The 23,876-nt window shown below is 69.7% G+C and carries 18 protein-coding genes and 1 other RNA gene; 5 read left to right on the forward strand and 14 right to left on the reverse strand.

All coding sequences use genetic code 11. The features are described from left to right. Positions 1-154 precede the first annotated feature (154 nt). From FBY41_RS00900 to FBY41_RS00915, 4 genes are all read right to left on the reverse strand, one after another. Entirely contained in the window at positions 155-901 is a 747-nt protein-coding gene (locus tag FBY41_RS00900) for a hypothetical protein (protein WP_141841553.1), read from the reverse strand. A gap of 61 nt (positions 902-962) precedes the next feature. Further along, positions 963-1,532, reverse strand: a complete 570-nt coding sequence (locus tag FBY41_RS00905) for an SAF domain-containing protein (RefSeq protein ID WP_141841554.1) — start codon at positions 1,530-1,532, stop codon at positions 963-965. A gap of 147 nt (positions 1,533-1,679) precedes the next feature. Beyond that, complete coding sequence (locus tag FBY41_RS00910; RefSeq protein WP_185748828.1) at positions 1,680-2,342, reverse strand: PKD domain-containing protein; 663 nt, start codon at positions 2,340-2,342, stop codon at positions 1,680-1,682. 227 nt (positions 2,343-2,569) lie between these two features. Beyond that, positions 2,570-3,013, reverse strand: a complete 444-nt coding sequence (locus FBY41_RS00915; RefSeq protein ID WP_141841556.1) for a hypothetical protein — start codon at positions 3,011-3,013, stop codon at positions 2,570-2,572. Between the two features lie 544 nt (positions 3,014-3,557). On the opposite strand from FBY41_RS00915, the gene FBY41_RS00920 reads away from it, so the two are divergent. Then, on the forward strand, positions 3,558-3,788 hold the full coding sequence (locus FBY41_RS00920; protein WP_141841557.1) for a helix-turn-helix domain-containing protein: 231 nt from the start codon (positions 3,558-3,560) through the stop codon (positions 3,786-3,788). A gap of 637 nt (positions 3,789-4,425) precedes the next feature. On the opposite strand, the gene FBY41_RS00925 is transcribed toward FBY41_RS00920, so the two are convergent. The 3 genes from FBY41_RS00925 to ssrA all read right to left on the reverse strand — a co-directional run bounded on the left by FBY41_RS00925 (position 4,426) and on the right by ssrA (position 7,922). Further along, complete coding sequence (locus FBY41_RS00925; RefSeq protein WP_141841558.1) at positions 4,426-5,610, reverse strand: ATP-binding protein; 1,185 nt, start codon at positions 5,608-5,610, stop codon at positions 4,426-4,428. Positions 5,611-6,139: 529 nt separating this feature from the next. Next, a complete protein-coding gene (locus FBY41_RS00930; protein ID WP_185748829.1) occupies positions 6,140-7,219 on the reverse strand; it encodes a tyrosine-type recombinase/integrase in 1,080 nt (359 codons plus the stop codon). A 336-nt stretch (positions 7,220-7,555) separates the two neighbouring features. Then, positions 7,556-7,922: a transfer-messenger RNA gene (gene ssrA / locus FBY41_RS00935) on the reverse strand. Between the two features lie 276 nt (positions 7,923-8,198). On the opposite strand from ssrA, the gene FBY41_RS00940 reads away from it, so the two are divergent. Further along, positions 8,199-11,576, forward strand: coding sequence for a pyruvate carboxylase (locus tag FBY41_RS00940; RefSeq protein ID WP_141841560.1), 3,378 nt, complete (start codon positions 8,199-8,201; stop codon positions 11,574-11,576). A 72-nt stretch (positions 11,577-11,648) separates the two neighbouring features. Here FBY41_RS00940 and FBY41_RS00945 read toward each other — a convergent pair whose 3' ends face one another. The 5 genes from FBY41_RS00945 to ftsE form a co-directional block, all read right to left on the reverse strand. Further along, the gene (locus tag FBY41_RS00945) at positions 11,649-13,667 is read right to left on the reverse strand and encodes a DUF2207 domain-containing protein (protein WP_141841561.1); all 2,019 of its coding nucleotides are present in this window, start codon (positions 13,665-13,667) and stop codon (positions 11,649-11,651) included. A gap of 156 nt (positions 13,668-13,823) precedes the next feature. Beyond that, entirely contained in the window at positions 13,824-14,297 is a 474-nt protein-coding gene (smpB, locus tag FBY41_RS00950; RefSeq protein WP_141841562.1) for an SsrA-binding protein SmpB, read from the reverse strand. A 191-nt stretch (positions 14,298-14,488) separates the two neighbouring features. After that, a complete protein-coding gene (locus FBY41_RS00955; protein WP_260439485.1) occupies positions 14,489-15,991 on the reverse strand; it encodes a M23 family metallopeptidase in 1,503 nt (500 codons plus the stop codon). A gap of 112 nt (positions 15,992-16,103) precedes the next feature. Beyond that, positions 16,104-17,009 (reverse strand): permease-like cell division protein FtsX, encoded by a 906-nt coding sequence (gene ftsX / locus FBY41_RS00960; protein WP_141841564.1) that lies wholly within the window; start codon positions 17,007-17,009, stop codon positions 16,104-16,106. Between the two features lie 12 nt (positions 17,010-17,021). Beyond that, positions 17,022-17,897: a cell division ATP-binding protein FtsE gene (gene ftsE, locus FBY41_RS00965; protein ID WP_141841565.1), complete on the reverse strand. Its 876-nt coding sequence runs from the start codon at positions 17,895-17,897 to the stop codon at positions 17,022-17,024. Between the two features lie 286 nt (positions 17,898-18,183). On the opposite strand from ftsE, the gene FBY41_RS00970 reads away from it, so the two are divergent. Then, positions 18,184-19,428, forward strand: coding sequence for an alpha/beta hydrolase (locus FBY41_RS00970; protein ID WP_141841566.1), 1,245 nt, complete (start codon positions 18,184-18,186; stop codon positions 19,426-19,428). Positions 19,429-19,432: 4 nt separating this feature from the next. Here FBY41_RS00970 and prfB read toward each other — a convergent pair whose 3' ends face one another. Beyond that, positions 19,433-20,545 (reverse strand): peptide chain release factor 2, encoded by a 1,113-nt coding sequence (prfB, locus tag FBY41_RS00975; RefSeq protein WP_141841567.1) that lies wholly within the window; start codon positions 20,543-20,545, stop codon positions 19,433-19,435. A 230-nt stretch (positions 20,546-20,775) separates the two neighbouring features. On the opposite strand from prfB, the gene FBY41_RS00980 reads away from it, so the two are divergent. Together FBY41_RS00980 and FBY41_RS00985 are read left to right on the forward strand one after the other, a co-directional pair. Further along, positions 20,776-20,997 (forward strand): hypothetical protein, encoded by a 222-nt coding sequence (locus FBY41_RS00980; RefSeq protein WP_141841568.1) that lies wholly within the window; start codon positions 20,776-20,778, stop codon positions 20,995-20,997. Between the two features lie 178 nt (positions 20,998-21,175). Beyond that, positions 21,176-22,099, forward strand: coding sequence for a hypothetical protein (locus FBY41_RS00985; RefSeq protein ID WP_141841569.1), 924 nt, complete (start codon positions 21,176-21,178; stop codon positions 22,097-22,099). 104 nt (positions 22,100-22,203) lie between these two features. Here the strand turns inward: FBY41_RS00985 and FBY41_RS23240 are convergent, their stop codons facing one another. After that, complete coding sequence (locus FBY41_RS23240; protein ID WP_185748830.1) at positions 22,204-23,874, reverse strand: hypothetical protein; 1,671 nt, start codon at positions 23,872-23,874, stop codon at positions 22,204-22,206. Positions 23,875-23,876: the final 2 nt, after the last annotated feature.

Raw genomic sequence — 23,876 nt, forward strand, 5'->3', positions numbered from 1 at the left:
GGCCGCGACGGAGCCGAGGTCCCTGCCGGTGGTGACGCGGGCGTCTGCGCTGCTGGCGGTGTCGCGAACAGCGGCAGCGACGTCGGATCGGTCGGGTCCATCGAATCCCTGGTGTCCGCCGACCGTGCAGGGCTCGAGAAGCTGGCCTGCTCGTTCATGCTCGGGCTCCGATCGGGCTACGGGAAGGCTGACCGGCGAGCTCGGCCCGGTTGTTGGCCACCGTCGAGTCGATCGCGTCCCGGGCCGCGGACAGGCTGCGCACGAGCGGTGACGTGTCGAACTTCCGCGGCGCCTTTGCGCCCCTACCGAACACCTGCGCTGCAGCGGGATCCCATGCGAGAGAGGCGATCACGAGGATCTGCAGCACCTTGCGGACCTCACGGGCGGTGTAGGGGTCGCCCTCGCCCACCATCAGCAGCCCCAGCGACGCGGACCCGCCGATGCGCTCGAAGCCGGCCCGCAGCGTCTGCGCCCAGGACCGGGCCCCTGACAGCGACACCAGGTCCGAACGCGTCGTCAGCAGGCACAGGTCGGCGGCGTACAGCAACGGCTCCGGGAACCCCGCGAGGCCCAGCCGGCCGGCGTCCACGATGACGTCCTGCCCCGTCCGTTCCAACGTCTTGAGGGTGGCCGCGAGGGGCTCCCACAGCGGCACCAGGCTAGGCGCCTGCGTGTGCGAGCGGGTTCCCGGCAGCAACGAGGCCGAGGTTCCCTCTATCCGCACCGCCGCCTCGGGGATCGCCTGCTCCAGCTGGCCGTGCCGGTGAGCCAGCGCGAGGTCAATCAGGGAGGCCGTCGGGGCGGTCAGTCCGCGCAGATACCCAGCGAGGACGGAGGACCCGCCCGTCGGGTCGGCTTCGACGAGCAGCGCGGGCCGCGGCCAGGTCAGCGCGAGGCCCACCGAGGAGGTGGTCACCCCTGGTGACCCGGAGGCGGAGGTGAGCACGATCAGAGCCATCAGGTCACCGCTCCCGGCTGTCGAGCACGAGCGCGACCCTGCCGGTCGCGGCGCGTGCGGCGAGCTCACCGGCCTCGTCCTTCGGCACGAGTACAGACACGACGGTCTTGTCCTGCTCCGCGCCCGGGTGCAGGCCCACCACCGTGGCGGTGACCTCGACCGGCGGGCCGTCGGTGGCCTCGCCCTGCGCGCCCGGGGTACCGACGATGCGTACGTTGTCGCCAGCCTGCAACGGCTCGCCCGGCATCAGCGAAGCCGGCAACGCGACCCCCACGACCGACTGACCTGCCGGGGGGATCACCGATCGCGTGACCGACTCGGCCGTCACGAGGCTCCCGGCAGGCATGTCCATCGCGGCGCGCCGCCCCACCAGGTCAGGCAGGCTGCTCCCGGCGACGGTCCGCAGGGCCGGGTCGACACCGACCTGGACGGTCATCAGGTCGGCCTGGTCGATCGTCTCCCCGCGGGTAATGGTCGCGCGGACCGCGACGACCTCGTGGGTGTTGCTCGTCGAGGTCCACGCCCACACCCCGAGAAGCGCACCGAGGCACACGGCGGCGACCGAAGCGACCACGAGGATCGGGCGGCGCCTCAACTTCGGGGCCGGAGCCACCTCGCCGGAGCTGAGCGGAGCCGGCCGGGCTCGTCCGTTCCGCCGGCCAGCGTCTGTGCTGTCCGTGCGCCCTGTTGTCACGGTCATCCGCGTTCCCCCGTCGACCCGTTACCGATTGATGACTTGGCTCTCGCCCATGGTGATGTTCGTCGTCCGAGACAGGTCCAGCGGAATAACGCCGCTCTCCCCGACCCCCGCCCACGTCACGCTCCAGTAGCTCGTCGCAGTTACGGCGTACGAGCCCTGGCGGGTGTAGGTGTGACCGCAGTCGGGGCTCGACTGTCTCCCATAGGAGTCCGCGTACGGGGTGCCCTTCGTGAGACACACGACCTGGGTTCCGTCGCCCATGTCCCACACAACCTTCTTGACCTTCGCCGTCGCCCGGACCGTGAAGCCGGCCGCTGACGCGGTCCGGGTGATCGGGCCCCACGTGTTCTCTGCGGCGCCGTCCACCCACATCCACGTCGGCAGCCCGATGATCCCGATGCTTCCCGGCCGCGGCTCGGGGACGATCCCGATGGTGACCGCCTTCAGCTGCATCGCGTTCATGGCCCGCCGGGCCAAGACCCGCGGGTCCGGCGGCGGAGGTGCCGCCGATGGTGGCCCGGCGGCCCAGAACAGCAATACCCGATCACCGTTGACGTCGTTGCCGGCAACGAGGCACTGGTAGATCGCGCCGTCGTCGTGGCCACCCCAAATGGGGGTCGTCTTCGCGGGAGGCGGGGAGAGCGCCCCCATGAAGAGACACGTGACCCCGTTGACGTCCAGCATGTTGGACGCGTCGCCCCCCGGCCCGGCGCTTGAGCCGCCCGCAGCGGCGTCGCCAATCCCTGAGCCCCCACCGGATGTGCCGCCGGAGTTCCCTCCTCCACCGGCCCAAATGATGCAGTTGCCCATGTCGCCGTACTTCTCGCACGTGGGACTGTCCGCCCTGGCGGTCGTTGTTGCGCCGAAGGTCCCGGCGGCAAGAGTCGCCACGAGGATCGCGGCGCATCTGGCTAGCACGAGTCCGCCTTGGGTTGGACGTACTCCACTCGCCACCCATCAGGACTCGGGTATTCGCGGTTAACCACACCGACCAGTCGAAGACCGGTCGGCTTCCGACTGGCCGGCACGATTGACTTGCCCCTGCTGTCTACGACGTTGACGCCTGTGACGTCGTAGCAGACCAGGAACGTCACAATCGGGACTGCCGGAGGCGTGGATTTGAGGTCCATGGTGAGGTCGGTCTTCACATGCTGGACCGACTTGAGCTTCGTCTCCCCCGTCACACGGATCTTCTGTGCCTTGGCCGCGTTGAGAGCGTTCACATTGTCGACCAGTGCCGTGCCGCTCGAGGACCCCTCGAAGAACGAGGGGCTGGTCTTGGCCGGCTCGTAGAGACCGCGCGCCGCGTCCCTGTAGTACCTCGCCACCATCCCCCGGGCCTCCTCTTGTGCCACCTGATCGGGACTCGTCGTCGTCGGTGCGTTCGAGGTCGAAACCGAGACACGAGACGTCGCGGACGATGTAGGCCTCGACGGAGTGGAGGCACTCGTGCACGCCGCAAGCGCAGCCACCGTGATGGCGGCTGCGATGGCCGCGCCCGCTCGCCTGTCTGCTCGAGTCATGTCGTCTCCCCGGTCTCAAGAGATAAAGCCCACTCACCTCCGCCTGGCGATCAGCGTCGGGTCGGCGATTTTCACGATATGACTGGTCTGCCCGCCTGAGCACACCCGAGGGCTACCTGTGGATATCGACCAGCAAGTGCCACGGCCCCTGTGGATTCGCCCGATTTGCGCCTCATGCAAGTCCATGGCACCACACACGCGGCCATCGCGCAGTTCGAGACTCAAGACCATCGGGACGTGGAAGGAGCTGCAACCGCGCTCCCGCAGTAGGACATAGGGGGTGGCCTGCAGCGTGGCCTCCCGTGCTCAAAGACGCGCGAGATCTGAGGTGATCGCCCGAACGCAGTGCCAGGGCTTTGGAGACTGGGAGGTCACCATGAACCAGAAGCACCGTCGCGAGTTCGAGTCACTCGCTGAAGCAGCCGAGCGAACAGGCCTGAGCACGAAGACGATTCGACGGCGCATCGCCAGCGGCGTGCTCGCCGCGTATCGCAGCGGGCCCCGCGTGCTTCGGGTCGATCCGAACGACGTCGACCAGATGATGGTTCGCCTCCCGACCATGTCCGCAGGGCCGGAGTCCATGGGGGCACGGCGCCCTTCCCGTTGAGCCCGCAGGCAGCGCGTGAATCCGCTTGCCGCAAATCCGGCCTGCCTATCCGGTTTAGCACCGGCATGATCAGTCCCGTGGGCCCTTACGACAACACCGGTGACCCGACCCAAGTGGGAGCACCGGACGGGCACGGCTTGTTCGGCATCATCGACGAGGATGCCGATGGACTCCTGTGCCACACCTGCGGCTGGCGCGGCTCACACTTGGGCCTCCACGCCTTCAAGTCTCACGGGATCAGCGCCCGGCAATACAAGCTCGAGCACGGCCTACGCCGGTCCAAGGGACTGGTCGCCGCAGCGGTCCTCGAGAAGCTCGCCGAGCGCGGCGCAGCCCAAATGCCCTCACGAACAGGGCTCATCGCTGCACGTGATCCCGGAAAGGCCACCGCCGCACGACTCGCTGGTGGGATGCCGCTCTCCCCTGCGGGGGCTGCAGCTTCGGCGTCCGGTCGCCAGACGCCTCGTGTTAAACGCCGTGTGGAGATCGTCGTCACGTGCGGAGAGTGCGGCGCGGAGTTCTGCCCGCTCCGCGGGGCGCGTCGGCGGAAGTTCTGCACGCGATCCTGCGCCAGCCGCTTCAACCGCCGCCGTGCGACTCTGTCTGCACGAGCTGTCAACGAAACACCGAGTATGGGTCATGAAGCATCTGGGTCAGGTTGACGGGTGATGAAGTCCGCCATGCCGGGGACCGTGAAGGCGATCCGCCCGTGCTCTGGGGCATACAGCAGCCCCTTGGAGATCAGGGCGGCCCTCGTGGGCCCCAGGCTGGTCGGCTTACGGCCCAGGCGGCGGGCGACCTCTCCTGACGAGCTGACCGCATCCCCATCCACGGCCATCCCACGCAGGTAGGCCTGTTCGCTGCGGGTAGCCCGGTCCCACCGGGCCCGGAAGAAACCGTTGTCCAGGGCGTTCCGGCCCAAGGCGGCGCCAACGCGAGCATCGTGGACGGTGATCACGTCCGCGCCGAGAGCGCTGTTCCACGTGTCCTGGCCGTACTGCTGGAGGAAGTACGGATAACCGCGGGCCTCATCCACGAGCAGCGCCACCCCGGCGGCCTCCCAGCTGACGCCAGCCCGCTCCGCAGGCACCGTGAGCACCTCACCGGCGATATCGCTGGGCAGGGCAGTGATCGGGTAGAACGCAAACAGCCGCTCGGCGTACGACTTCGCCTCGGCAACGTCTTTGGGTAGCGACGGAAGGCCAGCGAGACAGAGCAGGAACGGCCAGCCCTGTTGCGATGCCCGGTGCGCGATCGCGCAGAGGGCTACCAGCTCGTCCATGGTCAGGTCCTGAGCCTCGTCGACGAGGACGGCCACGCCGACACCTTCCTCACCCGCGCCGTCGCTCAGGTCCTTGACGAGCTTGTCGAGGTCGGTCTCCAAGACGCCGGAGTCGGCGCCTCCACCGGGCGAGTCGGCCAGATCCACGCCAAAGGACCACGTGCCCGTCGAGTCGTACGACGCCTTGAACGACAGGGCAGTCTTCAGGGCACGCAGGATCCGGCGGCCCGAGCTGGGGCGTGCCAGGTCCGAGAGCGGGCCGTACAACGCCTCGCCCAACGCCACCCGCAACGTCTTGCCCGCACCGGCCTCGACCTGCGCCACCACCCAGCCATGGCTCTCCGCGGCCTTCGCCATGGCGGTCTGCAGGACGGTCTTGCCCACGCCGCGGAGCCCGTAGAGGGCCACCGGTTGAACCGAGAGGCCAGCCATCACCCGATCCAGTGCCACGGCCCAGTCCGAGAGCTCGAGGTCGCGGCCCACCAACGCCAGCGGTGGACGACCCGCCCCCGGGCTGTACGGATTGCGTCTGGCCTCCATGAGCGCCCCATCCTCTGACCATTTATGCGCAAATCTAGGTTAGCGCTAGACAGGCACCAATTTCGTTAGACGCACTGGTCTCGGAGGGAGGACGACCGTCGCGGTGGCTCACCGGCACCCGACCAGCGACCCGTGACGACCCCGGCGTCCCTGCGCCTCAGTCAGGCGCGGCCTGCGCTATGGGTCCGGACCCGCCTCAGCTTGCCTGGCCGAGGTCGAAACACGCGCTCGAGTTTGGCGAAGAGGGGCTCAAACACGCACCGTTCGTGGGCGGTCACCCGGCGGACCCGGCGAGATGCACGCGCCTAGCGTAAGGAGCTACTGACCCCTGGCGGCGGCCAAACGACTGCGAGCGCGGGCCAGCTGGCCCCAAGGTAACCGCCGGCAAGCCCACTTCCTCCGCGTGTCGATTCACGTCTTCGCATCGCACGTGCATCGCACGGAGTGTCGGCATCGGCTCTACCCGAAGTGTTAGCCGGTCTAGGGAACCCCAACTGCCCCATTCCGCCAGCGCGTGGCACTCGGGAGGCTAGGAATCGATCTCTCTGCTCAGCAGTTCGGTCAGGGCGCGATCGCGCTGGGCAGTCGCATGCTGGTAGCGAAGCGCCACGGTGACGTCAGTGTGCCCGCCGCGATGCAGGAGTTCAGCCAGAGTCGCTCCCTGCTCCGCATACTTGCTCAAGCCCGTGTGCCGCAGATTGTGGAAGTGGAAGCCTGGTCGGCCTGCCTGCTCCCTCGCCGCCCTCCACGCGCGATCTAGGGCACTCTGGGAGACACGCATACCGCGGCCATTGGTGAGGACCGGAGCAGTGCGCTGAGAGGCCGTGTAGATCTGGAGGTGCTGCGTCAGCCCGGGCAGGAGCGCGGCTGGCACGGCGACACTTCTGGTGCTACGCGCCTTCGGTGGTGTGAGGGCGTTCGCCTTCACGTTCCACTGTCTACGCACATGGAGCAGTGCCCGCTCGGGGTCGTCTAGGTACTCCAGATCCCGTCGTTGCAAGCCCAGCAACTCCCCGATGCGAAGGGCGCACCAGGCGGCCAGCGGCACGGCGATCCGCAGGGGGGCAGGCATTGCTTCAGCGAAGGCCCTGACCTCTTCGGGCAGCGCGACGTCTCCTTGCTCATCCTCGGGGCGCACTCTTCGATGCTTCGGTGCCTCGGGAAAGTCGAACGTCTCAAGAGCGCCGGCCTTGGCCTTTACCGCCGCGTTGAGCATCGAGCGGAGCACGATCACCACGTTCGGCGCTACACCATTAACGCGAGCGTCTGGGTGCCGCGTCGAACGCTGGCGTCCTAGGGCAGCAAGATGGTCGGCTACGCGCTCGGTGGTCAGGTCGGCCAATCGGATGTCACCGAGGTCATCAAGAATGTGGTTCTTGAGTACGGAGCGGTACGACACGACGGTCGCCGGTGAGCGGTCAGGGTTGGCTTCTAGGGCGAGGAGCCACTTCTCGGACCACTCCTTCAGCGTCATCGATTGGGCTTCGACCCGCGCGACCTCGGCCTGGCGGGCGGACCGGCGCTCTGCTGGGGGCACGAAACGACCGCGAGCAATCTGCCCGCGAGTGATGTCGAGCGCCGCGCGTGCATCCGTAAGAGTGTCGAACATGCCAAGGGAATGCGTACGTCCCTCGTAGTCGACCCTGACCCGGTAACGACCTCGATACCGGGTGACCCCCCTCGGCAGCTTCGCCGGTGCAGCCATGCGTCCTCCAGGAGTCTTCCCGTTCAGTGAGGGGTCGGGCCTGGGCTACACGAGGTCGACCACCGCCTGTGACAGCTTGTGACAGCTGTGTGACAGTTTTCCTGCCGCGCCAAGTCTAGACATGACCTGTTGTGTCCGCACCACAGACAACGGCTGATCTGCACGTTTGCGCAGATCAGCCGTTATCTCGAGCGCTGAACAGCGTGCGGAAGCGAACAGCGTGACGTGGCCACCATCAAGTGGTGGAGGTGGCGGGAATTGAACCCGCGTCCGATGACGAGAGACCAGAGCTTCTCCGGGTGCAGTGCGCTATGGCTTTTCTCGGCCCCAAGGCTCGCACGCACACGTCCCCTGACAGGCCCAGTTGAGTAAGAGTCCCGCGCAGCCCCTCAACATGACTGCACAGCAAGTCCCCTAGCTGACGCCAGGCACTGAGTCGGGAACTAGCTCAGGCTGACGGACTTCGAGGCTCGCTCAGGCGGCGAGGGCGAAGTCGGTGCGCTTGGAATCGGCACCTATTGTTTTGCGGGGAGCGTTAACGAGATAACCCCACATCCTCGACCCGCTTCCTCTGGTGTGTCGACCACCGTCGAAACCGATCACCCCCATGGGTGTAGCTGGGGGTCCACGTCACGCTGTTCACTTGTCAACCTGCGGCCTCGCGAGACCACAGTATGCCTTGGTAACGACGGCGCGGTCCAAGCCATTCCCGACGGCCGGTTGACAGGCCTCGGCCGGCGTGCGCGACGGGCCCGCCGCGGCGTGGACGCGAGCGGATGCCGCGGGTGCACCCCACTAGGCTGCCGTCGTGGTCGCCGAGGACCACACCCCGCGACGCCGCTGTCGTGGGAGCGTGCAGACCGCCCCCACCCCTGGAGGTCCGATGTTCCGCAAGGTGCTCGTCGCCAACCGAGGCGAGATCGCCGTCCGAGCCTTCCGGGCCGCGACCGAGCTGGGGGCGCGCACCGTCGCCGTCTTCCCCTACGAGGACCGCAAGAGCGAGCACCGGCTCAAGGCCGACGAGGCCTACCAGATCGGCGAGGAGGGCCACCCGGTCCGCGCCTACCTCGACCACGAGGCGATCGTCGCCCAGGCCGTCGAGGCCGGCGCCGACGCGATCTATCCCGGCTACGGCTTCCTCTCGGAGAACCCGCTCCTCGCGGAGGCCTGCGACGCGGCCGGCATCACCTTCATCGGGCCGCCGGCGTCGGTGCTGCACCTCACCGGCAACAAGGCGCGCGCCATCGCGGCCGCCCGCGCCGCGGGCCTGCCGACGCTGCGAGGCTCCGAGCCCGGCACCGACCTCGACGCCCTCGAGGTCGCCGCTGCCGAGATCGGCTTTCCCGTCTTCGTCAAGGCCGTCTCCGGCGGCGGCGGTCGCGGTATGCGTCGCGTCGAGTCCCAGCAGGGGCTGCGAGACGCGCTCGAGGCGGCACAGCGCGAGGCCGAGTCGGCCTTCGGGGACCCGACCCTCTACCTCGAGGAGGCCGTGGTCAACCCGCGCCACATCGAGGTGCAGGTGCTCGCCGACAGCACGGGTGAGGTCGTCCACCTCTACGAGCGCGACTGCTCCCTCCAGCGGCGTCACCAGAAGGTCGTCGAGATCGCGCCGGCCCCCAACCTCGACGCCGACACCCGGGCCGGCATGTGCGCCGACGCCGTCGCGTTCGCACGCTCGATCGGCTACGTCAACGCCGGCACGGTCGAGTTCCTCCTCGGCGAGGACGGGCGCTACGTGTTCATCGAGATGAACCCCCGCATCCAGGTCGAGCACACGGTCACCGAGGAGGTGACCGACCTCGACCTCGTCGTCATGCAGATGCAGATCGCGTCAGGCGAGACCTTCGAGTCGATGGGCCTGCGCCAGGATGACATCGCGACCAAGGGCTTCGCGATGCAGTGCCGCATCACGACGGAGGACCCGGCCAACGGCTTCCGGCCCGACGCCGGCACGATCACCGTCTACCGCTCCGCCGGCGGCGGCGGGGTGCGGCTCGACGGTGGCACCGTCTTCGTCGGCGCGGAGGTGAGCGCCCACTTCGACTCGATGCTCGTCAAGCTCACCTGCCGGGGTCGCACCTTCCCGATCGCCGTGCGCCGGGCCCGACGAGCCCTCGCCGAGTTCCGCATCCGCGGCGTCTCGACCAACATCTCCTTCCTCGAGGCCGTCCTGGCAGACCCGGTCTTCCAGCAGGGTCTTGCCACGACCTCGTTCATCGACGAGCGGCCGCAGCTGCTCGCCTCGCGGGTGAGCGCCGACCGCGCGACCAAGCTGCTCACCTACCTCGCCGACGTCACCGTCAACCAGCCCAACGGGCCTGTCACGACGCGAATCCGGCCGCGCAGCAAGCTGCCCCAGCTGCCCGACGGTCCGGTGCCCGAGGGCGCCCGTGACCGGCTCCTCGCCCAGGGTCCGGCCGCCTTCGCCCGTGCGTTGCGTGAGGCCAACGACGTCGCGGTCACCGACACGACCTTCCGCGACGCCCACCAGTCGCTCCTCGCGACCCGGATGCGCACGCGCGACCTGCTGCACGTGGCGCAGCACGTCTCGTACCTCACGCCGCAGCTTCTCTCGATGGAGGCCTGGGGAGGTGCGACCTACGACGTCGCCCTGCGCTTCCTCGCGGAGGACCCGTGGGAGCGGCTCGCCGCCCTGCGCGAGGCGATGCCCAACATCCCGCTGCAGATGCTGCTCCGCGGCCGCAACACGGTCGGCTACACGCCGTACCCGACGGCCGTCACCGACGCGTTCGTGCGCGAGGCGGCCCGCACGGGCCTCGACATCTTCCGCATCTTCGACTCGCTCAACGACGTGTCCCAGATGCGTCCGGCCGTCGAGGCGGTCCTCGAGACGAACACGACGGTGGCCGAGGTCGCGCTCTGCTACACCGGCAACCTGCTCTCGCCCGGTGAGAAGCTCTACACGCTCGACTACTACCTCCGTCTCGCCGAGCAGATCGTCGACACCGGCGCCCACGTGCTCGCGATCAAGGACATGGCCGGTCTGCTGCGCGCCCCCGCGGCCGCGACCCTCGTGCGGGCCCTGCGCGAGCGCTTCGACCTGCCGGTCCACCTGCACACCCACGACACCGCGGGCGGCCAGATCGCGACGCTGCTCGCGGCGATCGACGCCGGCGTCGATGCCGTCGACGCCGCGACCGCCACGATGGCCGGCACGACGAGCCAGCCCTCGCTCTCGGCCCTCGTCGCCGCCACCGACGACACCGCCCGCCCGACCGGCCTCGACATCGAGAACGTCTTCGCGCTCGAGCCCTACTGGGAGTCGGTGCGCCACCTCTACCGGCCCTTCGAGTCGGGCCTCGACTCCCCCACCGGCCGGGTCTACTTCCACGAGATCCCCGGTGGCCAGCTGAGCAACCTGCGCCAGCAGGCCATCGCGCTGGGCCTGGGCGACCGCTTCGAGGCCATCGAGGACATGTATGCCGCGGCCAACCGGATCCTCGGCAACATCGTCAAGGTGACGCCGAGCTCCAAGGTCGTCGGCGACCTCGCCCTCGCCCTCGTCGGTGCGGGCGCCGATCCGAAGGACTTCGAGGACGACCCGCAGCGCTTCGACATCCCCGACTCCGTCATCGGCTTCCTCAACGGCGAGCTCGGCGACCCACCCGGCGGCTGGCCGGAGCCCTTCCGCACCAAGGCCCTCGCCGGCCGTCAGGCCAAGCCCCGCCTCACCGAGCTCACCCCCGAGCAGGAGGAGTCGCTCGCGAGCGCGCCTCGCCGGACCCTCAACGAGCTGCTCTTCCCCGGCCCGACGAAGGAGTTCGAGAGCTCGCGCGAGTCCTACGGCGACCTCTCGGTGCTCGGCACGGTCGAGTTCCTCCACGGTCTCGAGCCGGGCGCGGAGTACGAGGTCGAGATCGAGCAGGGCAAGCGCCTGCTCATCGGCGTGCAGTCGGTCGGCGACGCAGACCCCAAGGGCATGCGCACGGTCATGTGCACGCTCAACGGGCAGTTCCGTCCGATCCAGGTGCGCGACCGCGGGGTCGAGGCCGACGTGAAGTCCGCCGAGAAGGCCGACCCCGGCGCGGCGGGTCAGGTGGCCGCGCCCTTCGCCGGCGTCGTCACGCTCAACGTGGCAGAGGGCGACACCGTCGAGCCGGGTGGCGTCGTCGCAACGATCGAGGCGATGAAGATGGAGGCCAACATCACCTCGACCACGGGCGGCACGGTGTCGCGCGTCGCCATCGGGGCCCACCAGCAGGTCGAGGGCGGCGACCTCCTCGTCGTCATCACCGCCTGATCGCAGGCCCCCAGCAACGGAGTCGGGGGCCAGCGCTTGCGGATCCGGGTGGCCTGCGGGTGGCTCGCCGGCCTACCAGGAGCCGGACGAGGAGCCGCCGCCACCGCCACCGCTGAAGCCGCCCCCACCCGAGAAGCCGGACGAGCCGCTCGAGCCGGGCGTCGAGGTGAAAGTGCCCGTCGAGGTCGTCGAGAACGAGTCGACGCCGTTCGCGATGCTCGTGAAGTCGGGCATCGTCGCGCCGCTCCACAGGTACCACGACGGCATGACGAGCGGCTGCCCCGCCGCCTCGGCGGCCTGGGCAACCTTCGCGAACGTCGAGGCCCACCGGTCCGCGACACCGAAGACGACGGCATACGGCAGGTAGCGGCTGAAGACGTTGCTCGCCTCCTCGAACTCGATCTGACCGGCCTCGGCGGTGACGAGGTACTCCTTGAAGCCGAGCGACTGGGCGAGCACGGCCGAGCCCTCCGCGGTCTTGGCGGCCATGCGGCGGCCGAGCAGCGTGACGATGCCGCCCGAGACGATGAGGCCCGCAGCGAGCGCGAACCCGCCGGTGAAGCCGGTGCCGACGATCGCCTGCAGCGCGCCCTGCCCGAAGAAGAGCAGGAGGAAGCCGCCGACGACGAGCAGCATGCCGAAGCCCTGCCAGACACCGCGCTGGGCCTCGGGGGAGGTGCGGAACCAGTGCCGGCGCACGACCTCGCGGTACATCTCGGCCTGGATGGCCTTGAGGGTGCTCGCGAAGGTGTTCTTCAGCTCGGAGAGGACGACGACGTCGCCGCGGCTGCCGAAGACGCCGTCGAGCAGCTTGCGCTCGTAGGGCAGGAGCCGGTCGTCGCTCGGCCCGGGCTGACGCGTCAGCGTCCAGTCGGTGCGGCTGAAGAACCCGCTCCCGGCGTTCTCCTCGATGGTGAGGTAGCCCCGCACGGCGAGGTCGATGATCGTCGCCGAGACGTCGATCGGGTTGGCCGTCTCGTCGATGATCGTGCCGACCATGCCGGGCTGGACTCCAGCCGGCGGCTGGAACTGCACGGCCACCGTCGTGTGGCCACCCCTCACCGTGGGCGCACCGACAGCGGTGGGGGTGCCGTCTCCACTGGCCCCGGAGCCGGAGGACGGTGAGAGACCGGGGGTGAGGTCGGCATACCGCTCGTCACGGCCGCGGGTCCACACGAGGGTGCCCATGACCGCGAGGGCGAGGACGGGCGCTCCGATGCCGGCGACCCAGGCGGCCGCGTTGAGGGCGGGCGCAGCCGCCGAGCCGACGGAGCTCGCGCTGTCGCCCTCGAGCACGACGGGCTGCACCGAGTCGAACGCCGCGGCCGGGTAGGAGGCGAGGATGGACATGGCGTCGCCGCTCACGAGGTTGGCCGCAGCGAAGGTCGAGGGCTCGCCCGCTCGAGCGGCGCAGGCGGTCGTGGAGCCCTGGGGGCCCTGGAAGCAGGCGACCTTCGTCGACGCGTCCGGCGCCTTGACCTCGATCTGCACCGCATCGCGGGCCGTCGTCTCGTTCGTGCCGAAGACGTTGTAGTACAGCTCGACGGTGCTCGCCTGGTCACTGCTCGTCGCCGGCTTGCCGTCGGCCGTGATCGGGTTGAGCACGTCGTGCAGCGTGTAGGCCACGACGTAGACCTGTGTGCCGCTCGTGTACTCGGTCGGCGAGCCGATGCGGATCTCCTGCGCGGCCCCGTTGTCGCTCACCCGGAACTCGTCGGGCGCGCCCGAGGGGCTCGACACCTCGACGTCGGTGAGGTCGAAGTAGCGGTAGCGGCCGGGCTCGTCGTTCCAGCCCATCCGCACGATGATGTTGCGGAAGATGCCGTGCCGCTCCTGCCCCGGCGGGAAGCGCCAGGTGATCGTCTCGGTGACGCGCATGCTGCCGTCAGTCTGCACGTCGTAGACGGCCTTGAACGACTGCATCCCCTCACCGGTCGCGCTCGACGCCGCGACGGCGGTCGACGGCAGGAGCAGGAGCACGGCTGCCGCGAAGAGCAGGGCGAGCACTCCACCGCGTCCCGTCGCGCGGGGCCGACGCGAGCCCCCCGTCGCTGCCACGCCTCGGCGGTGGGCCGCCCTCGATCCGGTCATCGCTGCCTCCACGTCCTTGGTCCCTGCATCCTGACACTCGACGGTGGCCACGACCCAGCGGTTCCGGACATGTCGCAGGTCCCGTTCCTGACGGCCCTCGTCGTTCTGCGGCGTCGTTCCGCTGCGGCGTTCCGCTGCGGCGTTCAGCGGCGGCGTTCAGCGGCGGCGGTTCGCGGCGCTCATCGCGCGCTGGGCCTCGCGGTTGTCCTGCCGCTCGCGCAGGGCGTGCCGCTTGTCGTACTCCTTCTTGCCGGTCGCGATCGCGATCTCGACCTTGGCGCGGCCGTCCTTGAAGTAGAGCGCGAGCGGCACGATGGTGCGCCCGCTCTCGCGCGTCTTGTGGGCGATCTTCTCGAGCTCGGCGCGGTGCAGGAGCAACTTGCGCTTGCGGCGCGGGGCGTGGTTGTTCCACGTGCCGTTGAGGTACTCGGGGATGTGGACGTTCTCGAGATAGAGCTCGTCACCGGTGAACATCGCGAAGCCGTCGACGAGCGAGGCCCGACCCATGCGCAGGGCCTTGACCTCGGTGCCGGAGAGCACGATGCCTGCCTCGAAGGTGTCCTCGATGAGGTAGTCGTGACGCGCCTTGCGGTTGCTCGCGATGAGCGAGCGCCCCTTCTCCTTCGGCACCGGACCGTTCCCTCCTGCTCGTGCCACGGCTCTCGCAGCGTCCCCACGCTACCCGAGAGGGGCTGCGCTCCCCGACTCGGTTTCTCCCGTATGCCGTGGGGCGGGGTAGGTGGGACGCGTCACCAGCTGTGGCAGTCGGGTCGCCAAGGCCGAGCGCGAGGGCCGCGGCGCCCGTCTGGGCACCGCGGGCCTCACAGCCACGAGCGCGGGTTGACGGGCGTGCCGTCCTCGTAGACGCCGAAGTGCAGGTGGCAGCCCGTCGAGTAGCCCGTCGTCCCGGAGTAGCCGATGAGCTGGCCGCGGTTGACGCTCCCGCTGAACTTCACGATGGACGTGAGGTGGTTGTAGGTCGTCACGAGGTCGACGCCGCGGTGGATGCCGTGGTCGATGACGACCTGGTTGCCCCACCCGCTGGCGCGCCAGCCCGCACGGATGATGTCACCCGGCGCGGCGGCATACACCGGGGTGCCGCAGGGGATGCCCCAGTCGAGGCCGTCGTGCAGCATCCACTTGTGCAGCACGGGGTGCCACCGCATGCCGAAGCCAGAGGTCGTCGGCCCGACGGCGGGGTACGACAGGTAGTTCGAGGGTGTGGTGTTGGTGGGCACCGTCACGGGGGGCGGGGTCCTCGGGGTGTACTTCCTGCCCGCCTTGGCCGCGGCGGCCGCCTTGGCCCGCTCGGCCCGGATCTGGGCCTGGCGCTCGCGCTCGAGCTTGGCCTTGAGGGCGGCGATGCGCTTCTGCTCGGCGATGCGGGCGAGGCGGGCCCGCTCGACGAGGATCGCCTGGAGCCGCGCCGACTCGGCGCGGGCCGAGGCGAGGTCGGCGGCCTCGTTCTGCTTCTGCTCGTTGAGGTCGGCGGCATAGGCGACCTGCTGACCCTTGAGGGTGTCGAGCTCGGTCTTGGCCGCTGCCGCGTTGGCGGCGGCCGTCACGGCGTTGTTCTTGGCGACGACGGCCTGGTTCTTCGCCTGGGTCGCGGCTGCGGCGGCGGACTCGGCGGCGGCGAGGGCGGCCTCCGCCTGGCGCTTCAGCTCGGCGATCTCGCCACGCACCGAGGTGAGGTAGGAGCGGGTCGAGGTGTTGTCGGCCGTCATCGCGGCGAGCTTGTCGATGGTGTCGCTCGCAACCGTGCTCGCCGTGTCGGCCATGACGAGCCGGTTGGCGAAGTCCTCGGGTGACGTCGAGCCGAAGACGAGGCCGAGCTGCGACTCCTGCCCCGCCCCCTGGAAGACCTCTGCTGCGTAGGAGTCGAGCGCGTCCTGGCTCGACACGAGCTCGGTGGCGCTCTTCGCGAGCTTCTCCTTGGCCCGCTGCTCGTTCGCCTGGGCGACGGCGAGCTTCTGGGCGACCTGCTCGTTGTGGGCGCGGGCGCGGGCCTCGGCGGCGATGGCCCGGCGCTCCGTGGCCTCGGCCGCGGCCTGCGCTGCCTCGGCCTGGCGCTGCGCGGCCTGGGCCGAGGCGACCCGCTGCTGCGCGATGGGCAGAGCCGCGTTGGTCCGCTGGAGGTTGACGTAGGCGGTGGCCAGCTTGGTGTTCGTGCCCTCGAGCTGCTGGCCGAGGGCAGCGATGCGCTGGTCGTTCTTCTTCTTCTGGTCCGAGATCGAGTCGGCGCGCGCCACGAGGGCGGAGCCGAGCGAGATCGAGCACGCGACGACGAGACCGGCGGCCGTCAGCGTGGTTGCTGCCGACACCTCTCGCTTCTGTCTCTTGTGCCACATAGGCTTCATTGGTACCACAGGACCCGCCTGTTGGGGAGGGCCTTGACCTCATTCGCCCCCGTTCGGACCGCTTCGTGGCCTCTCGTCAGACGCGCAGGTAGCGCCTCAGGGTGACCCACGAGGTGACGGAGGAGAGCACGACGACGCCGCCGATGATGAACGGCGCGACGTAGAGGACGTCGGCCACCCCGATGAAGGCCGTGTCGGTGAGGGTCTCGGAGAGGAAGCCGACGACGCCGTAGCGCACCGTCGCCCAGAGCATCCCCATCGCCAGCGCCGCGCCGAGGACGCTCGCGATGACCGTCTCCATGACGAACGGGAAGCGGATGGTGAAGTTCGAGGCTCCGACGAGCCGCATGATCCCGGTCTCGCGTCGCCTGCTGAAGGCCGTCTGACGGATGGTCGTCGAGATGAGCATGACGGCGGCGAGCACCATGAGCGAGGACAGCGCGATGGCGGCCCACGAGACGGTGTTCATGAAGGTGAAGAACTTCTCGAGGAGCTTCTTCTGGTCCTGCACGTCGGCGACCCCGGGCATGCCCTTGATGGAGCTCGCGACGACGTCGAACTTGCTCGGGTCGCTGAGGTTGACCCGGTAGGAGTCGGCGAAGTACGACTCACCCGCCCGGGCGAGCGGGGAGTTCTGGTACGTCTGCTTGAAGCGGTCGAAGGCCTCGTCGCGCGACTCGTAGAAGACCTGCGAGACCGTGGGCTTGAGGGCGTCGAGCTCGGCGCGGATCGCCGTGCGCTGGGCATCGGTCGTCGGCTCGCCGGCGCAGTTGGTGAAGCGCGTCTTCTCGGCGCAGAGCAGCACGGTCACCTGGACGCGGTCGTACCAGTAGTCCTTCATCGTGTCGACCTGCCGCTGGCCCATGAGACCGAGGCCGAGCAGGTACATCGAGATCATCGTGACGATGACGACCGAGAGGGCCATCGAGAGGTTGCGGCGCAGACCGTTGCCGATCTCGCCGAGGAGGAACTGGATGCGCATCTCGTCTCCTGCTCAGCGTCCGCTGCCCTGGGCGGCGGCCTGCCGCTCGCCGTCGGGAGCCTCGTCATCGACGTGTGCCGCGGGGTCGGCCTCCGCTGCGGACCCCGCGCCCGTGGGCGCACCGTCGTCGTAGCCGTCGGCGACGGCAGGCTCGGGGGCCCGGGTCGGGATGGGCCGGTCGTCGAGCTCGATGCGCGGGATGCTGCCCGTCGTGTACTCACCCGCCTCGACGTCGCCGACGAGAACGCCGTTGTCGAGCCGGATGACGCGCTTGCGCATCGCGTCGACGGTCGCGAAGTCGTGGGTCGCCATGACGACGGTCGTGCCCGTGCGGTTGATGCGGTCGAGCAGCTGGACGATCTCGAGGCTGATGCCGGGGTCGAGGTTGCCCGTGGGCTCGTCGGCGAGCAGGATCGGCGGCCGGTTGACGAACGCACGGGCGATCGCGACACGCTGCTGCTCGCCACCCGAGAGCTGGTGCGGGAAGCGCTTCTCCATACCCGCGAGACCCACGAGATCGAGCACCTCCGGCACCGTCGAGCGGATCCGGGAACGGGGGGCGCCGAGCACCTGAAGGGCGTAGGCGACGTTCTGGTGCACCGTCTTGTTGGGCAGCAGGCGGAAGTCCTGGAAGACGCAGCCGATCTGGCGACGCAGCGACGGGACCTTGCGGTCGGGCAGCCGGTCGAGCTCGCGGCCGGCCACGGAGAGGCGACCGCCCGTCGCGTCCTGCTCCTTCATGATGAGCTGGAGCATCGTCGACTTGCCGGAGCCGGACGTGCCGACGACGAAGACGAACTCGCCACGCCCGATCTCGAGGGAGATCCCGTCGACGGCGGGCCGGGTGGACTTGGGGTAGGTCTTGGTGACGTTCTCGAAGCGGATCATCAGTCGGTCACTTCCACGGCCGCGCTCATGAGGGGGCTCGGCCTCGCTCGGCTCGGTCTTGCGCCTACGAGGCTACGGCGACAACGGCGCAAACCGGCGTTACCGAAGTGTCGGGCGTGGCGTGAGAGGTCTGCCGCCCGACCCACGCGCCCGTCTGACAACCCTGTGAGATCCCAGTCACTTTCGCCCCACACCCCCGACCCGGCGAGACGATGGAAGTGGAGCCACTGGCTCTCGGTGGCCCACGTCCGGCGGACGTCACCATCGGCCTGAGAAGGTGAGCGGCATGGCAACCATGCCGACCCAGTCCCTCCAACCCGCGGCGAAGCCCTCGCAGCCAGCGCCGGCCAAGCGCCGTCACCACGTCTGGCGGTGGGTCGCGGGCGTCCTCGTCGTGGCGCTCGCCCTCTTCGGCGGGTTCGCGTGGTACTTCTCGGGTCGCATCGAGTCGGGGGCGCTCGCCTCCACCCCGGCGGCCTACGAGCCGGTCTACGACGACGTGCAGGTCACTGCGGTGACGCCGACGACCGTCACCCTGGCCAAGGGCCCCGACGTCGCCGAGAACTTCGACGCACCTGCGATCTACGGCCTCGCCTGGGCCGGTGGCAACGGGCACATCGGCATGCCGACCGTGAACTCCGACGGCACCGTGACCCGGCCCCTCGCGATCGAGAGCGGCACCGCTCCCACCGTGGGAGCCATGGCGGCGGTGGACCGCGCGTACTGGTTCGGGATCCCGACCACGTGGACGGCCGAGGCCACGAGCCCGACGGTGCGGACGGCATACGGCGTCGTCATCGGCGGCAACCCGGCATGGTTCTTCGCGTCGCCGACCGGTGACAACTCGACGGTCGCGATCTTCGTGCACGGGCAGAACGGCACCCGCCTCGACGGCCTGCGCTTCGTCGACGTGGCCCGACGGGCCGGCGTCGCCTCGCTCGTCATCAGCTATCGCAACGACGTCGGCTCGCCCGCCGATCCGTCAGGGCGGCTGCAGTACGGCCAGACGGAGTGGCGTGATCTCGACGCCGCGGTCACGTGGGCCAAGGACAACGGGGCCACCCGGATCGTGCTCGTCGGCCAGTCGATGGGTGGGGCGATCGTCGCGGCGTTCCTCGAGAACTCCAGCCAGAAGCAGGACATCACGGGCGTCGTGCTCGACGCGCCGATGCTCTCGCTCGACGACGTCGTGACGTACAACGCGCGGGCCGCCCTGCCCGGCGGTCTCGCCGTGCCGACCCCCGTCATCAAGATCGCTGAGCAGATCGCGACGTGGCGCTACGGCGTCGACTGGGCGGGGACCGACTACCTCGACGACACGTCGTGGGTGCGTGCACCGACGCTCGTGCTGCAGGGCGCCGAGGATCCGAAGGTGCCGCTGTCGATCGCGACCGACCTCAAGAGCGCACAGCCGGACCTCGTGACGCTGCAGGTCTTCCCGACGGCGCAGCACGCGGAGGCGTGGAACGCCGACCGTGAGACCTACACCCAGGTCGTGCGCGGATTCCTCGAGGGGCTGAGGGCGAGCTGACTGCTCAGTCCGCCGCGCGGTTCTGGGCGATCTGCCAGCGGATGCCGGCCTCGATGAAGCCGTCGATGTCGCCGTCGAAGACCGCGCTCGGGTTGCCGGTCTCGTAGTCGGTGCGCAGGTCCTTGACCATCTGGTACGGGTTGAGGACGTAGGAGCGCATCTGGTCGCCCCAGCTCGCCTTGACGTCGCCCGCCATCTCCTTCTTGACCGCGGCCTCCTCCGCCTTGCGCTGGAGGAGCAGCCGCGACTGGAGCACGCGGAGGGCGGCGGCGCGGTTCTGGATCTGGCTCTTCTCGTTCTGCATCGACACGACGATGCCGGTCGGCAAGTGCGTCATGCGCACGGCCGAGTCGGTCGTGTTGACGCTCTGGCCGCCGGGACCGCTCGAGCGGAAGACGTCGATCTTGAGCTCGTTCTCGGGGATGTCGACCGAGTCGTCGCTCTCGATGAGCGGGATGACCTCGACAGCGGCGAAGCTCGTCTGGCGCCGGCCCTGGTTGTCGAACGGGCTGATGCGCACGAGCCGGTGGGTGCCGCCCTCGACGGAGAGGTGCCCGAACGCATACGGCGCGTTGACCTCGAAGGTCGCCGACTTGAGGCCCGCCTCCTCGGCGTAGGAGGTGTCCATGACCTTGGTCGGGTACTCGTGGCGCTCGGCCCAGCGCAGGTACATCCGCATGAGCATCTCGGCGAAGTCGGCGGCGTCGACGCCGCCGGCACCGGCGCGGATGGTGACGACGGCGGAGCGCTCGTCGTACTCCCCCGACAGCAGGGTGCGCACCTCGAGCTCGCCGACGTCCTTCTTGAGCTTGGCGAGCTCGCGCTCGGCCTCCTCGAGGGTGGCCTGGTCGGACTCCTCGGTGCCCATCTCGACGAGGGTCTCGAGGTCGTCGATGCGGGAGTCCATCGTGATGACGCGGTCGCGCTCGGAACCCGCCCGGCTGAGGGCACTCGTGACCTGCTGCGCCTTGTCGGGGTCGTCCCAGAGGTCGGGGGCGGAGGCCTGCTGCTCGAGGTCGTCGATCGTCCTCGCGAGCACGTCGAGGTCGGTCACCCCGCGCACGGAGTCCATCGTCGCGCGCAGTTCCTTGATCTCTTGCGTGAAGTCAACAGCCACGTTGCGACAGCCTACGGCAGCGCCGCGGTATGCCGCGTGCGCCGTGGTGCTCGCGGGTGCGGTCGCCGAGGTGGTCGAGCCGCTCGACGGCCGGGTCGCAGGAGTGCGCACGATGCCGAGCGCGTGTGTGGAGGTGCCGAAATCGTTGCAGTGCCAGTGCCGTCCCGTCCGCTGGCGACCACTAGGTTTGCCCCGCTTTGACCGCCTCCACACCGTCTCGAAAGGACACCATGAGCGTCCGCACGCGCAACCGCACACGCACGAGCACGATCGTCATCCTCATCTGGCTCCTCATCGGCATCTTCGCTGCCTTCCAGCGGGGCTACTTCGGCTCGGCCGACCCCAGCTGCAGCCGGATCGGCAGCGCCGCGCTGACCGTCATCGCCGGCCCGCTCAACTACATCGGGCTCAACCCGAAGGTCGGCTGCTCGACGCCGCAGCCCTCGGAGTAGGCGACGAGGTAGCCACGAGCGAACGAGGAGGGCCCGTCCGGACGGACGGGCCCTCCTCGGTGCCCACCGTCGGCGCCTGCACCGGGGAGTTCTCCCCCTTGTCCCTTTCGTCCGCCCGGGGCACGATGCGAAGGCCGGCCGGGGACCGACCCCGCCGGGTCAGGGGAAGGACAGGGGTATGCGAATTCGTGCTGTGCTCGTGCGGCTGCTCGCCGTGGTCGGGCTCATCGCTCCGATGGGGGTCGTCACCGCGACGAGCGCCTCGGCGGTGGACTGCCCATCGCGGCTGGGGCTGAGCTGGTTCACCGACAACTTCGATGCGGGGACGACGATCCCCTACACCAACACCGACTACGTGGCCCAGGGCCTCGCCTACTGGAAGGCGAAGGACTGGCTCATCACGTCCTACAGCGACGACACGTGGTTTCCCGGCCGCAACATGATCGCGGTGAAGACGCGCGGCGGCACGCTCGTCAAGCGGGTCTTCGTGCAGTACGGCGACGGCGCGGAGATCGAGGGCCACATGGGTGGCCTCTCGGTCGCGGGCGGCAGCCTCCTGCTGTCGACGAGCTCGAACGGCAAGAACCTCTTCCGCTTCTCGCTCGAGGCCCTCGACCGGGCGCCGCACAACACCGCGCTCAAGACCAACGGCGCCTGGTCGGTCAAGGCCAGCTCCTACAACACCGTCTCCGGGGGAAACCTCTACGTCGGCTCCTTCAGCTCGGCCCTGACGGGCACGTCGACGATGTGGCGCTACGACCTCACCTCGACGCAGGCGCCGACGGGCACGCCGGTCGCGATCAGCACCCCGACGCGCGTCCAAGGCGCCGTCGTCGCCGACGGTCACTACATCTTCAGCACCTCCTACGGCCGCGACTGCTACAGCCGTCTGAAGTTCAAGAAGGTCAGCACCGGTGTCTACGGCCGGTCCATCGAGATCCCTCCGATGAGCGAGGGCATCGTCAGGGTGCCGCGCGGTGACGCCGGACCGGTGAGCGACTGGGTCTACGTGGTCTTCGAGTCAGGCTCGGACCAGTACCAGGACGCGACGATGCGCCAGTTCCGGTACCAGCACGCGTACCTCACGGCACTCACTCCGTGACCCGAGTGACCCGAGTGACCCGAGTCACCTGAGTGACCAGATGGCCCTGCGGGTCGTGCGGCACGGCATACGCCCATGGGGTATGCCGTGTCGCCGGGACTCGCTCAGCTGCTGGGCGCCCGCCGCACGTCCGCCTCGTCGTGGACGAGACCGCTCGACCCGGGGCCACGTCCGGTGCGCTTGACCCGGCCGAGCCAGACGTGCGTCGAGCCGTCGACCCAGCGCGCGGACTGCCACTCCCGCACCACGCGCACGCCCGCCCGGGGCACCTCCTCCTCGGGGATCTCGAGGCCCTCCGGCGCGAGCACCTGCCCGCGGGGCAGCACGGCCTCCGGGCCCGTCGGGCCGGGGCGCTGCTGGAGGCTCTTGCGCAGGTGCATGACACCCGGCGCCTGCTCGACGGGGACGAAGGGGATCCAGTGCTCCGGCACGACCGACTGCAACCGGTAGACGAGCTCGGACGATCCCGCTGGGGGCTGCGAGGGCGTCGCCGCACGCGCCGCCTCCGACAGCCGGTCCACGGGCCGACCCGCGGCCGAGGCGACGGTCGACTCGATGCCCCACACGAGGTTGGCCATCTCGTCGCGGAGCAGCACGGTCTCCTCGACCGGGCGTGAGTGCAGGGTGTCGACGACGGTCGGGAGCACGACGAGCACCGGCTCGGACGAGCCGTCGGGCCGGCTCGGCCGATAGAGGCCCCAGCGCGCCGGTGCGGCCGCGGGCTCGATGAGGAAGCGCTCGCCGAACGTGTCGGTGACGACGACGGAGTCGACGCGCACGAGGCTGCCGACGGGGACGTCGACCGGCACGACGAAGTGGTCGTTGCCGTAGACCGAGGCGAACTCGACGAGCAGCATCCGCGCGAGGTCCGGCCGCTCGGCGCTGACGCGGCCGAAGCTGATCCGCGAGTCCTCCAGCTCCCACCAGCGCGCGGACGGCATGCCGGCGAAGGTGGCCGGGGCGGGCAGGAGGGTGCGCACGATCGTCTCCGTCGTCGCCTCGCTCGCCGTGGCGCCGAGACTCGCGCCGGGAGCCACGTCGAGGTCGGCCCAGTCGAGCCGGTTGCCGTCGTAGCCCTCGGCGCGCAGCACGGTCTCTCCCGTCGGGCCGGCAGCGGCCACCTCGAAGGAGTACTCGAGCCGCGAGCTCTGCCACGCGTCCTCCTCGGGCGCACCGACCGACAGCAGGGGCTGCGCACCGGCCCAGGCCGAGAGCGCATCCGAGACGCGGTCCGCGATGGCGACGGGCACCGCGACACCGGAGGGGAGGCCCTCCGCGGCCTGGACCGCCGTGCGCAGGTCGATCCCGTCGGGGATGCGCCCGTCCGTGGCACGCAGCAGGGCGGCGGTGCCGTCGTCGACGACGGCACCGGGGCGAGCGTGTGGGCGGTAGGCCGCCGCGAGCGGGCCCACGGCCGCGCCGAGACCCGCTGCACGCAGTCGCGCGACGACCTCCCGACCCAGGTCGAGCGCGAGGCGCAGGTCGGCGACCGTGGCCTCGGTCTCACGCTCGACGAAGGTCTCGAGGGGCTGGCCCGCCGGAAGGTCGGTCGCGGCGGCACCCGCACGACGGAAGCGCGTCAGGAGGTCGGCGTGCGCCCTGACCCGGGCGAGGACGGGAGACCCGGCGTCGTCACCGCGCAGCTCTCCGAGCTGCCACTGGCGGCCGAGCATCCAGAGCGGGTCGGCCGTGCGCGCCTCGAGGCCGGGCGAGAGGTCGGCGACGCGGCAGCGCGGCTCGAGACGGGTCCACGTCGTGACGGAGGGAGTCGGCATGG

Source organism: Humibacillus xanthopallidus, assembly GCF_006716675.1.
In the GTDB taxonomy this organism is placed as follows: domain Bacteria; phylum Actinomycetota; class Actinomycetes; order Actinomycetales; family Dermatophilaceae; genus Humibacillus; species Humibacillus xanthopallidus_B.

Bases quoted from the DNA above. Each gene is read 5' to 3' on its own strand.
- FBY41_RS00910 (WP_185748828.1), bottom strand. From the start codon at position 2,342: ATGCTGGACGTCAACGGGGTCACGTGTCTCTTCATGGGGGCGCTCTCC.
- FBY41_RS00920 (WP_141841557.1), top strand. From the start codon at position 3,558: ATGAACCAGAAGCACCGTCGCGAGTTCGAGTCACTCGCTGAAGCAGCC.
- FBY41_RS00925 (WP_141841558.1), bottom strand. From the start codon at position 5,610: ATGGAGGCCAGACGCAATCCGTACAGCCCGGGGGCGGGTCGTCCACCG.
- FBY41_RS00930 (WP_185748829.1), bottom strand. From the start codon at position 7,219: ATGTTCGACACTCTTACGGATGCACGCGCGGCGCTCGACATCACTCGC.
- FBY41_RS00940 (WP_141841560.1), top strand. From the start codon at position 8,199: ATGTTCCGCAAGGTGCTCGTCGCCAACCGAGGCGAGATCGCCGTCCGA.
- FBY41_RS00945 (WP_141841561.1), bottom strand. From the start codon at position 13,667: ATGACCGGATCGAGGGCGGCCCACCGCCGAGGCGTGGCAGCGACGGGG.
- ftsX (WP_141841564.1), bottom strand. From the start codon at position 17,009: ATGCGCATCCAGTTCCTCCTCGGCGAGATCGGCAACGGTCTGCGCCGC.
- ftsE (WP_141841565.1), bottom strand. From the start codon at position 17,897: ATGATCCGCTTCGAGAACGTCACCAAGACCTACCCCAAGTCCACCCGG.
- FBY41_RS00970 (WP_141841566.1), top strand. From the start codon at position 18,184: ATGGCAACCATGCCGACCCAGTCCCTCCAACCCGCGGCGAAGCCCTCG.
- FBY41_RS00980 (WP_141841568.1), top strand. From the start codon at position 20,776: ATGAGCGTCCGCACGCGCAACCGCACACGCACGAGCACGATCGTCATC.
- FBY41_RS00985 (WP_141841569.1), top strand. From the start codon at position 21,176: ATGCGAATTCGTGCTGTGCTCGTGCGGCTGCTCGCCGTGGTCGGGCTC.
- FBY41_RS23240 (WP_185748830.1), bottom strand. From the start codon at position 23,874: ATGCCGACTCCCTCCGTCACGACGTGGACCCGTCTCGAGCCGCGCTGC.